Source organism: Prolixibacter sp. SD074 (assembly GCF_009617895.1).
Taxonomy (GTDB): domain Bacteria; phylum Bacteroidota; class Bacteroidia; order Bacteroidales; family Prolixibacteraceae; genus Prolixibacter.
On record NZ_BLAW01000001.1, the window covers coordinates 2793577 to 2805813 of the forward strand.

A 12237-nucleotide genomic window follows, 5' to 3' on the forward strand; every position below is an offset into this window, starting at 1 on the left:
ATTAGTTTTGTCCGGTTACACCGAATATTTCCCGAATAACTTCGCGATCATCGAAATGATGTTTTACACCTTTAATTTCCTGGTATGTTTCGTGACCTTTCCCGGCCACCAGAATAATATCGCCAGGCCGGGCCATCATGGCGGCCGCTCGAATTGCCTCTCCCCGGTTCGAAATCGCCAGCACTTTATTTCGTTGGTGCGCTTCCAGGCCCTTCATCATATCCGCAATAATTTCCTCCGGATCTTCCGAGCGCGGATTATCAGCCGTTAACACGACACGATCGCTTGCCGACGCGGCTTCGTGGGCCATTTCCGGGCGCTTGGTTTTATCACGATCGCCACCGGCTCCCACTACCGTGAAAAGCGTTTCGTTTCGGGTACGAATTTCGTTGATCGATGAAAGCACATTCTTCAGTGCATCGGGCGTGTGTGCATAATCGACAATGGCGAAAACGCCCAGAGGAGAACGAATAATTTCAAATCGGCCATCCACCGGTTTCAGCAGGCTCATTTGCCGCAACACTTCCACTTTTTCCGCACCAAGCGAAATAGCCGTGCCGTAAACCGCCAGCAAATTCATGGCGTTGAAGTTTCCGATAAAATGCGACCACACTTCCGTTCCATTCACATTCAACAACATACCGTCGAAGTGACTTTCCAGCACTTTTACCCGGAAATCAGCCAACGAACGCATGGAGTATGTCAACTTTTGAGCTGCGGTATTTTGAAGCATCACCCTACCGTTTTTATCGTCAACATTCGTCAGGGCAAAAGACTCTCTGCCCAATCCATCGAAAAACAACTTCTTGGCGTTGCGGTATTCGATGAATGTTTTATGATAATCGAGATGATCATGCGTCAGGTTCGTAAAAATTCCACCATCGAACTGAATGCCGGCAATCCGTTGCTGATGAATGGCATGCGAACTGACTTCCATAAAACAATAATTGCAGCCAGCCTCTACCATTTCCGCCATCAATTCATGAATCTGAACCGGATCGGGTGTGGTATGTGTGGAAGGCCGCTTTTTATCGTCCACATAGTTGCAAATGGTCGAAAGCAAACCGGTTTTATAACCAAGCATCCTGAACAGCTGATAGAGCAATGTAGCAATGGTAGTTTTCCCGTTCGTGCCGGTTACGCCTACCACCTTCATTTGTGCCGAAGGCTCCCCGTAAAACCGGGAAGCAACTTCACCCAGTATCAGGGCCGAATTTCTGCACTGAACCCATGCCACACCCGGATTCGGATTCTCCGGCATCCGCTCACAAACAATGGCCACTGCCCCGTCGTTTATGGCATTATTAATAAACTGGTGGCCGTCGACCTGCGTTCCGGGAACGGCAACAAACAAAAATCCCGGCTGCACTTTACGTGAATCAAAAGCGATTCCTGTGACCGGGATATCCGTAGAACCCTTCACTTCCAGTCCGCTTAATCCCGATAATATTTCGTTTAAATTCTTCATTTACTCTCTTAATCTTAAAACCACTGATTGACCGGTGCGGTATTTGGCGCCTGCCATTATCGATTGAGCGGCCACTTTTCCCCTGCCGGTTATAGAAACACGCAGGCCTCTGTTTTCCAATAGGTAAACAGCATCCGATGCGCCCATTCCGGTTACCTTGGGCATTTCACCCGGAACGACCTGAAGCGGATCCAGTTCCACATCATTGTTGGTGGTATCCATTACAGCCCATTCGCTACTACCGTGAAACCAACCGTTCAGTAAATCGGCATCGTCCAGTACTTCCTCCAAATCTTTCCGCTTACCCGAGACCTCTCCTGGATAATCCTGTTTTCCGGCGAAAGCCGAAACCCCCATATCATCGTACATCCGCAAATCGCTCGCATACACATTGTCTGATATTGCCCGGAAAACCGGGCCTGCGACAGAACCACCATAATAAGCTCCCTTCGGACCATTGATAACGACGATACACGAATAACGCGGCTTATCGGCCGGGAAATAACCGACAAAAGAAGCCTGGTAAATTCGTCCCGAGGCATGGTAATATCCTTCACTTTGATTAGCGACCTGGGCCGTGCCGGTTTTTCCGGCTATCTCGTAGTTGGGGGTATTTAACGATTTAGCTGTTCCGTATTTCACCACTCCCCTCAACATGTCATGAACTTTACTGAGCGTTTCGGAAGAACAAATTTTCGGGTTCATCACCTTCGTTTTGAATTCCTTCACAACCCGTCCATTTCGCTCAATCGCTTTCACCAGTCGTGGTTCCACCATACGTCCGTTATTAGCGACCGCATTATAAAAGGCCAGCATCTGTAAAGGCGTCAATTTCAGCTCGTATCCGAACGACATCCAGGCCAGTGTTACGCCCGACCAGCCATTCCCGCCTCCCGGATACTTGATAAACGGTTTTGCTTCACCTCTGATGCCCAAATCGACCGGGTGATTCAAACCAAAGCTGTATATCCTATCAACAAAATCTTTTTCGTGTCCGGCATAAGCCTTGGTAATTATTTTGGCAACCCCAACATTGGACGAATACTCGAACACCTGCTTCATGTTAATCTTTCCGTGTCCGCCATGTCGCCAGTCGCTGTCGTAAACCGTACGGTCTTTGTACTTCCATACACCATTACCGGTGTCAACTATAGTAGACGTATCCACTTTTCCATCTTCCAGTGCTGCCATCAACGACACCAGCTTAAAGGTTGAACCTGGCTCAGCATTTCCGGAGTTTCCGATGGCATAATTCTGGTAACCCTCAGTCAAATCACCATCTCCGTTCCGGCCATAGTTGGCAATCGCCTTAATATCGCCGGTGTTCACGTCCATTAACACCGCTGTTCCGTATTTAGCTTTGCTCTCCGCCATCTCTTTCTTCAAAGCATGCATCAGCATATCCTGAAAATTGACATCAATAGTCGTAATCAGGTTGTAACCATCCTTTGGTTCTTCCTCACTTGCATACAACCATCGTCCTGACATATTTCGTTTCAGGGCCAGGCCATCTTCACCTTTGAGGTAGCTTTCATACGCTTCTTCGAGGCCATAATAACCCACGCTCCCATGTGTGCCACCATAGATCGTGCTACTCATCCGGCCTAACGTACGTGTGGCCATATTCCCGAAAGGATATACCCGCATATTTTCCCGGTCGGCAATCAAACCGCCCCGGTTTCGCCCCCGCCGGAAAATCGGGAATCCCTCAATTTTTTTGAGCTCCAGGTAATTCACTTTGCGTGGGTTAATTAAATGGTAGCGTGCTCCCTGGCGATAGGCTGAACGCAACTCATCCCGGTAAGCCCTTTCCGATTTATCCTTAAAAAAGTGCGCCAGGCACCAGGCCAATGAATCAACTTTCGCGTTAAAGATCTCCTTTACCCCTGGCGCCCCTAAATCCATCCGCAACTCATAATAAGGGACCGATGTAGCCAGAGGCCTTCCGTCGTCGGCACAGATATCACCACGCCGGGCTGGTATCGTCACCTCTTTTACGTTGAGCCGTTGACCTTTCTGATCCCAGCCCTTATCCTGCTGAATGCTAAAAATATTGCCCATCAAAAGGAGGGCAAAAAGTATCGCCGCCACGTAAAACAGGCTAAATCGGTTTAGTATGGTCTTCCGGATTTCCATCAACCATTAATCTTTATCTACATATAATCTTCGGGGAGGTTGCTTCGATACCTCGAGCCCCAGGTTACTTTTCCCTATTCGATCCATCACTTCAGAAGGCCGGCTCATCTTCATCAGTTCGGCTGCCACTGACACCGATTCGGAGCGTAGCTCTTTGAGTGAATCCTGCAGGGCCGTAATGTGCCTGATCGTTTTTTCCGATTTATACCGAATAGAAATGTTGACCATTAACATGACCACCACGATAAAAATCAACAACCGGTTCCTCCGCAGCCAGTCACTCTCCAGAATCCGACCATTTAAAATGGTTCGTAACGAAATCCGGTATCTCTTTCGGTTGTTTTTCTCCGGCATATTTATATTCGTTCTGCAATCCGCAACTTGGCACTTCGCGCCCTCGGATTCTCGTTAATTTCGTTTTCGTCCGGAACAATTGGCTTCCGGTTCACTGCTTTCATCGGCACTTCGTAATTTCCATACAAATCCTTCTCAATTGTTCCCTCGACCTTGCCACTCTTCACAAAATTTTTCACCATCCTATCTTCCAGCGAATGATAGGTGATGGCAACGAATCGACCGCCAGGGCCCAATACTTCAGGAATAGTTTCCAGAAAATCCTTCAACACGTCCATCTCCCGGTTTACCTCAATTCGAAGGGCCTGAAAAACCTGCGCCAGATACTTCTTTTCGATTTTTGTTGGGACGCAAGGCTCTATCACCTTAAGGAATTGGGCGATGGTATTTATTGGTTCCTGACCGCGGGCATCAACCAACAACGAAGCCAGTCTCCGCGCATTTTTCACCTCTCCGTACGTTCTGAAAATCCGAATGAGTCCTTTTTCTTCGTATTCATTCACAATTGATGACGCATTCTTCTCAGCTGTCTGATTCATCCGCATGTCAAGCTTTCCTTCAAAGCGAAAAGAAAATCCTCGTTCGGCTTCGTCAAATTCGTGTGATGAAACGCCTAAGTCGGCTAATATCCCATCTACTTTTTCAATCCCATGATAACGAAGGAAATTTTTTAGGAACCGGAAATTATGCTGAACGAATATCAGGCGCTCATCGTCTATAAGATTCCGTCGGGCATCCTCATCCTGATCGAAAGCCAGCAATTTGCCACCTTCCAGTTTTTCCAGAATTTTGCGTGAGTGCCCCCCGCCACCGAAAGTTACATCGACGTATATGCCTCCCGGTTTCAGTTCCAAACCGTCCACACTTGCATCTAACAACACAGGTACATGATATTCACTCATCACTCAGCAATTTGAAGAATCAGAAACTATCGGCCGGACCACCAAGCAACTCTTTGTAAAGCCGCACAAAATCTTCGTCGGAAATCCTTGATGCCTCATGCCTTGCAGGTTTCCACAACCGCATACGCTCGCCCTGACCGGCAAAAATGGCCTCCTTACCTATCCCGGCATAATCCAGCAGTTCGTTGGGAATATTGAGCCGCCCATTATCAGCCATATTCACTTTCACCACCTCTTCGAAATAGCGGGAAAGCATTTTGCTGTGGAGCGGATCGTCCATGTTCGCCCGCTGGCGAAGTTTATCTACTTTCCGGTGCCATGCAGAGAGCGGGTAAACATTCAGGCATTTATCATAAATATCTTTCTCCACTACATACACCACTTCCAGCGCATCCCCCATCTCCTTTTTGAAAGGAGCCGGAAGCACGACACGGCCTTTACCGTCAACATTAACAGGATATACGCTGGTGAAAGAGATCATGGCTCAATTTACCTACATTATTCACGTAAAGGTATCTTTTTTACACTATCTGACAAAGTGTGACACATTGAGACACTTAGCAATTTTGTCAACAAACTGTTAGTATAAGTGTTCATAACTACGTTGACAACTACCCGGGATTTGTTGAAATCTTTAATTCGGAAGGAATTGCCCTGTCTATGGAATTCAAAGATACACTTCGTGGTACAAATCGGGCTGCCCGTAGCTTTAAATTATTCTCCATTTCGTCACACCATCAATTTTTTAGTAAATTTCGCCACAGTTGAATCATAATTTCTATGGAGCAAAGAGATCCGGTTCAAAAGTTAAAACCGATTGTACTAAAAGAGCTTATCGCGGAAAAAAGTGCCAAACTGGCATCACGGATTCCGGGATTTTTATACCGCTACCTGAATAACAAACTGCATATTGATGAGGTAAATCAGCTTATCCGGAACTATGGACATCTGACCGGAGTGGCTTTCGCCGATGCAGTAATTCGCGATTTTGAGATTAAGTTCAATTTTCATGGCACTGAGAACCTTCCGGACAAAGGCCGATACATCTTCGCTTCGAACCATCCACTGGGCGGGTTCGATGGAATACTGCTTCTCAGCCAGGTTACCCATCAAATGGGGCCATCAAAATTCCTGGTAAGGGACGAATTGACAAAGATACCGCCGCTGGCTCCGGTCTTTGTTCCGATTAACAAACATGGCAGTCAGCGAAATGCGGCAAATCTCATACAGGAAGCCTATGAATCCGACAACCAAATTCTCATTTTTCCATCCGGATTGGCTTCCAGAAGAATAAATAGAAAGATTGTGGATTTAAACTGGCACAAACACTTCATACAAAAATCGATACAATACCAGCGAGATGTTATTCCGGTCCATATTTCCGGAAGAAATTCCCGTTTTTTTTACCGATTGGCGAATTTCCGCAAGTTTATCGGTTTGAAATTCAATATTGAAATGTTTTTTTTGCCTGACGAAACGTTCAAACAAAAGAGAAAAGAAATAAGTATCACATTCGGCAAACCGATCCCATGGCAGGCCTTCACACAAGAAAAGTCGCAGAATGCATGGGCGGCATGGGTTAAAGGAAGGGTTTACGATATGGCACCAAATGCTCAGAAATAAGTATACTTTACACATAACCTGTCTTTTATTTCTTATTTTTGAAACCTTAAATCAAATGTTCGAAACATGAAGGAAATCATTCCTCCCGTTCCACGGGAGCTAATTGAATCGGAACTTACCGAGGATAAATTCCAACGCAAGACGAACAAAGCCGGGAATGAGATTTACATTTTTACCTATCACGAAGCTCCGAATACGATGAAGGAGATAGGTAGATTGAGAGAGCTGACTTTCAGAAATGCGGGTGGCGGTACCGGTAAAGAAATTGACATTGACGATTACGATACCTGCGAAAATAATCCTTACAAGCAATTGATTGTATGGAATCCCATCAGAAAAGAAATTTTGGGCGGTTACCGGTATATTCATTGTGCCGGCCTGCCGCGTGACGAAAACGGCGAAGTACAACTGGCGACAGCGCGTCTTTTCCGTTTCTCCGGGAAATTCATTGATGAGTACCTTCCGCATGTCATCGAGTTGGGCCGTTCGTTTGTACAACCCGAATATCAGTCGAGCAAAGCAGGGGCCAAAGGACTCTTTGCCCTTGATAACCTGTGGGACGGACTCGGCGCATTAACTGTAGATCATCCGGAGATCAATTATTTCTTCGGGAAAGTGACGATGTACACGCACTTCAATACCGAAGCGCGGAACCTGATCCTTCATTTCTTCGAAACCTATTTCAGCGATCCGGACGAATTAGTGCGCCCCAAGAATCCCATGCCAACATACCGGAACATTGAAAAGCTAAATGCACTTTTTGAGGGCAAAGAGTACCAGGAGGCATACAAAATCTTATCGCAGGAAGTGCGTAACTACGGTGAAAATATTCCACCGCTCATCAATGCCTATATGAATATTTCGCCATCGATGCGGACCTTTGGCACAGTCATCAATGACCATTTCGGTGAAGTGGAGGAGACGGGGATCATGATCAATATTAACGACATGTATGATACTAAAATAGACCGCCACGTTTCGACCTACCTGGAAGAACTGGTTGACAAAGGTGAAGATCCCAAGGTGAGATTTCAGTAGAGAAATTAATTCAGATTATCATATACAAAGCCTTCCGGAATTTTCGGGAGGCTTAATTTTTTCCTCACATCTGCATACTATAAAGCTACTTACACACTCCCATATCCCCTGCTACTATTTTTCTAGTAGTTTTTCTATGCAAATAGTAGGAAATCAAAATTTACCTACTATATTTGTAGTAGACAATAAAGTAAAAGTGTATTCAAATGGAAATAAAACAACTGACAAACGCCGAAGAACAGGTTATGCAAATTGTATGGCAACTGAAGGAAACTGTGGTAAAAGATGTTGTTGAACAATTTGATGAGCCCAAACCAGCTTATACAACAGTCGCTACTGTTCTGACGGTTTTGGAGAAAAAAGGCTTTGTTAAGAAGCGGAAAATTGGAAACACCAATCTGTTCATTCCTGCCATCAGCAAAGCAGAATACACGAAGCTTCAATTTACATCGCTGCTGAAAAACTACTTCAGTGGTTCATTTCCGAAAATGGCCACCTTTTTCGCCCGCGAAAACCAATTGGACATTGCAGATCTGGAATCGATTATGAAGCAGGCCGAAGAAGAATTGAAAAAAGACCACTCTAATACAGATTCATAATGGAAAACTGGTTTGACTTTCTGCTACATGCCTCCATTGGCTTCAGCCTTTTTTTCCTATTATACTGGCTGTTACTTAGGCAATCGACCCATTTTAAGGCGAACCGGGTTTATCTGTTAGCCTCAGTATTGATGGCATTGATTGTTGCTGCTTTTCCATTTCACTATACGGTAAGCTTACAACCGATTACCAATTTCAATCTGACTACGTTAACCGGAGTTCTCAACCATCAGGTTGCCACGGAAGGCAATCAAACTGCGGGGCAAACAGGCACTAACTGGTCGACGGTTTTACTGTTTGCTTATCTGACCGGAGCGGCACTTTTTGCCTTGCGATTACTGATTCAAACATGGAAACCACTTCGGGTCATCTATTCGTCAGAACCCAAAATGCAGGATGGCTACTACATTCATGAAAATGACAAATACGCCCTGCCATTTTCATTCTTCAACCATATATTAATCAATCCGAAATACCTTAAACAGGAAGAAATCAATGAAATACTTTCTCACGAACAAGTGCACATTCGCGAGCGTCATTGGATCGACCTGCTCATTATAGAACTGTTGACAGTCATTTTCTGGTTCAATCCATTCATTTGGTTCATTGAACTGGCAATCAAACAAAATCACGAATACCTGGCCGATCAAGGTGTGATATCCCGGGGCCACTCACCAGTCAGGTACCAGGCACTATTAGTTAATCAGCTAATGGGCATGCAGGTCATTGGAATAACCAACAATCTGAATTTTGCCCTTGGCCCAACCCGTTTAAACATGATGAAAAGACAAAAAACATCGAGAAAGAAGCTGTTCCGCATGGCTTGGGGAATCCCCGTTTTAGCTTTCATGCTGGTCGCATTCGCCGAACCAAAATACCAGGCAGCAGCACCTGTAACGAATAAAGTTCAACCTGAATCAGAACAAGCCGTAAAAGCTGAGGCAACTAAAACGATTCATGGAACCGTTGTCAATGAAAAAGGAGAACCAATGACAGGAGCAACAGTCCTAATCCGCCATACTACCAAAGGTACCGTAGTAGATGAGAATGGAAATTTTTCACTTGAAGTTCCCGAACAGGGATGCGAGTTGGTTATTTCTTTTGTAGGCTACCAAACAGTCGTCAAAAAGATAACACCGAACGAAGACAATATCAAATTGAAGATGAAGAAAGGCGTTGTGGGAATCAGTACGGAACTTTCACCGGCCAAAAAAGAAATGCCCGCTCCACCACCGCCACCTGCATCGTCAAAGCAAGCAGATAATAAGGACAAAAAGGTATTCGTCATCGTTGAAGATATGCCGCAATATCCGGGAGGACAGCCAGCATTGGCGAGATATATCGATGACCAAAAGAAAGAAATAATCCAAGAAGCGAAGGCTGAAGGTAAAACGCTAAAAGGCAAGGCTTATGTTAATTTTGTCGTTCAACCGGATGGTTCGGTGGGCCAGGTAAAAATTACCAAAGCCAGTGGTTCAAAATATCTTGATGAAAAAGCTATCGAAATCGTAAAAGGGATGGACAAATGGAGTCCCGGCAAACAACGGGGAAAAGCTGTTCCGGTTAACTTTGCCGTACCTATCGAATTTTAATAACACCCATGCGAACAAAAAAAGAAGGATGCCGAAACGACATCCTTCTTTTATATTCTGTAAAAAGTCAGGGTTAGCTCAATAAGCCCGGCCTTTAATTCCTTCGATATAATTAATAAACGAGGTATTCACCACCTTGTTTCCACCAGGAGTGGGATAATCACCCGTGAAATACCAATCACCCAAATCGTTCGGGCACGCTTTGTGTAGGTTGTCTACTGTCTGGTAAACGATATCCACCTCGGCATTGCAATCTACCGGCTTCAGCAACTGGGCGATTTTATCCGAAATCTCCTCATTGGTAAAGGGCCGATAAATCTCCTTCACGTAGTTCACAATCTCCTCTTTCGGCAAATGTTGCTGCTCTTTACAATTCTTGTATGCCTCATCAATCACATGCCCCTTGCCCGTTTCTTTCAACAAAGCAATGGCTGCTGAAAAAGCAATGAACTTTCCAAGCTCGGCCATATCAATTCCGTAACAATCGGGATAACGAATCTGCGGTGCCGATGAGATGATAATAATCCGTTTGGGATGAAGCCGGTCGAGAATGCGCAGAATACTTCGCTTGAGCGTAGTACCCCGAACAATAGAATCGTCGATAACCACCAGCGTATCTTTTCCATTCCTGACTACACCGTAGGTAACATCATACACGTGGCCAACCAAATCATCACGACTGGAATCATCCGTGATGAACGTGCGCATTTTCACGTCCTTGATGGCAACCTTCTCGATACGGGGCTCAACGGAAATGATTTCTGAAATGGCTTCCTCCGTCATATTCCCGCCCAACGCATGAATTTTGTCTTTCTTCCACTCCAGCAGTAGGTCACGGATACCTTCCATCATTCCGGAAAATGCCGTCTCTGCCGTATTTGGGATGTACGAAAAAACAGTATTCTCCAGGTCGTTGTCTACAGCCTTCATAATGGTCGGAGCAAGGAGATGCCCCAGCTTTTTTCGCTCGAGGTAGATATCGCGATCCGAACCACGGGAAAAATAAATCCGCTCGAATGAACATGATTTCCGCTCTTGCGGAACACGGACCATCTCTTCCGACAAGGTTCCGTCCCTCCTCACGATCAGGGCTCCTCCGGGTTTCACTTCCTGAACACTTTTCCAGGAAACGTTCATCACGGTTTGAATAACCGGACGCTCGGAAGCAACCACCACAATTTCATCGTCGGCATAGTAGTAAGCCGGCCGGATTCCCCATGGATCACGCAACACAAAAGCATCTCCGTGACCGATAATTCCGCCAATGGCATAGCCGCCGTCCCAATCGCGGCTGGAGCGCTCCAATGTTTGTCTCAGATCCAGGTTCCGCTCAATGAGCGGGGAAATCTCTTTATTGGAGTAACCTTCGTTTTTATATCTGCGGAAAAGCATTTCATTCTCCTCATCCAGGAAATGCCCCACTTTCTCCAGAACGGTCACGGTGTCGGTATACGCTTTGGGATGTTGCCCCAAACCTACCAGCAGGTCAAATAACTCATCGACGTTCGTCAGGTTGAAGTTACCGGCCAGCACCAGGTTTCGCGAACGCCAGTTATTTTGCCGCATCACCGGATGGGTAAACTCTACACTGTTGCGGCCAAACGTACCGTACCGCAAGTGTCCCAGGTAAAGCTCACTGACAAACGGAAGGTTGTTTTTAGCCCAGGCGGGATCGTGATATGTGTTTGGAAAATTTGTTTTGGCATGGTTAAACTCGCCAAATATATTATCAAACACATCTTTAATCGGATTAGCATCCACCGAACGGTGGCGATGAATATAATCCTGCCCCGCTGCCATGTCAATTTTCACGCCTACAACGCCTGCCCCGTCTTGTCCGCGGTTGTGTTGCTTCTCCATCAACAGGTAAAGCTTATTCAAACCGTACTGCCAGGTTCCGTATTTTAACTTGTAATATTCCAGCGGTTTGCGAAGCCTTATCATCGCTATCCCACACTCATGTTTTATTAGCTCGCTCATCTCAGCTTAATCTGCATTTTAATTTTCTGAACTTGAATTGCTGAAAAGGTCCGGGAACTGAATTCCGTCGGGTACAATAAACGCATTGGGATAATCCCGGGCAATCTTTTTTTGTAACCGAAGCGCTTCGCTCCGTGTGCGAAAATCGCCAACCCGAACCTTAAAATCGGGTGACTGATATATGATGTAGGCTTTTACTTCCGGGTACGCCGAGAGAAAATCAGTCTTCACCTTCATGGCTTTAATTTTGGCCGAACTTCCCGAACCAAAATAAATCTGTACCCGATACCCTGGCGTGGTTTGACGGTTCTTATCGAGCTGGATTTGACGCTCAAGCAGTTTTTCTGTTTTCGGATTCTGGTGAACATTGAGCTCTGTCCAGATTCCGGTGGTATCGTCAGCCGGAAGCTGACCGTATCCGTTGACCGGCGCCGGCTTCTGTGCCAACACATTACCCCAAAAGAGCAAAAGGACAACGAAAGTTGAAAGTATCCTCCTCATGAACTGTTTTTCTTTAAGGATGCAAATATAACGGAAAAAGAAAT

At 45.7% G+C, this 12237-nt stretch carries 11 protein-coding genes; 4 read left to right on the top strand and 7 right to left on the bottom strand.

The window, feature by feature from the left end; translation table 11 throughout:
• Position 1 precedes the first annotated feature (1 nt).
• From GJU82_RS12000 to GJU82_RS12020, 5 genes are read right to left on the bottom strand one after another with little or no spacing between them, the layout of a single operon-like run.
• A complete protein-coding gene (locus GJU82_RS12000) occupies positions 2–1468 on the bottom strand; it encodes a UDP-N-acetylmuramoyl-L-alanyl-D-glutamate--2,6-diaminopimelate ligase (RefSeq protein WP_153632349.1) in 1467 nt (488 codons plus the stop codon).
• Entirely contained in the window at positions 1469–3604 is a 2136-nt protein-coding gene (locus GJU82_RS12005) for a penicillin-binding protein (protein WP_153632350.1), read from the bottom strand.
• 6 nt (positions 3605–3610) lie between these two features.
• Positions 3611–3958, bottom strand: a complete 348-nt coding sequence (locus GJU82_RS12010; RefSeq protein ID WP_153632351.1) for an FtsL-like putative cell division protein — start codon at positions 3956–3958, stop codon at positions 3611–3613.
• A gap of 2 nt (positions 3959–3960) precedes the next feature.
• On the bottom strand, positions 3961–4860 hold the full coding sequence (gene rsmH / locus GJU82_RS12015) for a 16S rRNA (cytosine(1402)-N(4))-methyltransferase RsmH (RefSeq protein WP_153632352.1): 900 nt from the start codon (positions 4858–4860) through the stop codon (positions 3961–3963).
• 19 nt (positions 4861–4879) lie between these two features.
• The gene (locus GJU82_RS12020) at positions 4880–5341 is read right to left on the bottom strand and encodes a division/cell wall cluster transcriptional repressor MraZ (protein WP_153632353.1); all 462 of its coding nucleotides are present in this window, start codon (positions 5339–5341) and stop codon (positions 4880–4882) included.
• Between the two features lie 299 nt (positions 5342–5640).
• On the opposite strand from GJU82_RS12020, the gene GJU82_RS12025 reads away from it, so the two are divergent.
• The 4 genes from GJU82_RS12025 (at position 5641) to GJU82_RS12040 (ending at position 9712) form a co-directional block, all read left to right on the top strand.
• Positions 5641–6483 carry a 1-acyl-sn-glycerol-3-phosphate acyltransferase gene (locus tag GJU82_RS12025; RefSeq protein WP_153632354.1) on the top strand — a complete coding sequence of 281 codons (843 nt, stop codon included), beginning with the start codon at positions 5641–5643 and terminating at the stop codon, positions 6481–6483.
• A 66-nt stretch (positions 6484–6549) separates the two neighbouring features.
• Positions 6550–7521, top strand: coding sequence for a GNAT family N-acetyltransferase (locus tag GJU82_RS12030; protein ID WP_153632355.1), 972 nt, complete (start codon positions 6550–6552; stop codon positions 7519–7521).
• 206 nt (positions 7522–7727) lie between these two features.
• Entirely contained in the window at positions 7728–8120 is a 393-nt protein-coding gene (locus GJU82_RS12035) for a BlaI/MecI/CopY family transcriptional regulator (protein ID WP_153632356.1), read from the top strand.
• Complete coding sequence (locus tag GJU82_RS12040) at positions 8120–9712, top strand: M56 family metallopeptidase (RefSeq protein ID WP_153632357.1); 1593 nt, start codon at positions 8120–8122, stop codon at positions 9710–9712. Before GJU82_RS12035 ends, GJU82_RS12040 begins: the two co-directional genes overlap by 1 nt.
• Positions 9713–9790: 78 nt before the next feature.
• Here the strand turns inward: GJU82_RS12040 and GJU82_RS12045 are convergent, their stop codons facing one another.
• Positions 9791–11692, bottom strand: coding sequence for an amidophosphoribosyltransferase (locus tag GJU82_RS12045; RefSeq protein ID WP_153632358.1), 1902 nt, complete (start codon positions 11690–11692; stop codon positions 9791–9793).
• A gap of 18 nt (positions 11693–11710) precedes the next feature.
• Complete coding sequence (locus GJU82_RS12050; RefSeq protein WP_153632359.1) at positions 11711–12193, bottom strand: SPOR domain-containing protein; 483 nt, start codon at positions 12191–12193, stop codon at positions 11711–11713.
• Positions 12194–12237: the final 44 nt, after the last annotated feature.

Coding starts and splice junctions, on each gene's coding strand:
- GJU82_RS12000 (WP_153632349.1), bottom strand. CDS start 1,468: ATGAAGAATTTAAACGAAATATTATCGGGATTAAGCGGACTGGAAGTG.
- GJU82_RS12005 (WP_153632350.1), bottom strand. CDS start 3,604: ATGGAAATCCGGAAGACCATACTAAACCGATTTAGCCTGTTTTACGTG.
- GJU82_RS12010 (WP_153632351.1), bottom strand. CDS start 3,958: ATGCCGGAGAAAAACAACCGAAAGAGATACCGGATTTCGTTACGAACC.
- rsmH (WP_153632352.1), bottom strand. CDS start 4,860: ATGAGTGAATATCATGTACCTGTGTTGTTAGATGCAAGTGTGGACGGT.
- GJU82_RS12020 (WP_153632353.1), bottom strand. CDS start 5,341: ATGATCTCTTTCACCAGCGTATATCCTGTTAATGTTGACGGTAAAGGC.
- GJU82_RS12025 (WP_153632354.1), top strand. CDS start 5,641: ATGGAGCAAAGAGATCCGGTTCAAAAGTTAAAACCGATTGTACTAAAA.
- GJU82_RS12030 (WP_153632355.1), top strand. CDS start 6,550: ATGAAGGAAATCATTCCTCCCGTTCCACGGGAGCTAATTGAATCGGAA.
- GJU82_RS12035 (WP_153632356.1), top strand. CDS start 7,728: ATGGAAATAAAACAACTGACAAACGCCGAAGAACAGGTTATGCAAATT.
- GJU82_RS12040 (WP_153632357.1), top strand. CDS start 8,120: ATGGAAAACTGGTTTGACTTTCTGCTACATGCCTCCATTGGCTTCAGC.
- GJU82_RS12045 (WP_153632358.1), bottom strand. CDS start 11,692: ATGAGCGAGCTAATAAAACATGAGTGTGGGATAGCGATGATAAGGCTT.
- GJU82_RS12050 (WP_153632359.1), bottom strand. CDS start 12,193: ATGAGGAGGATACTTTCAACTTTCGTTGTCCTTTTGCTCTTTTGGGGT.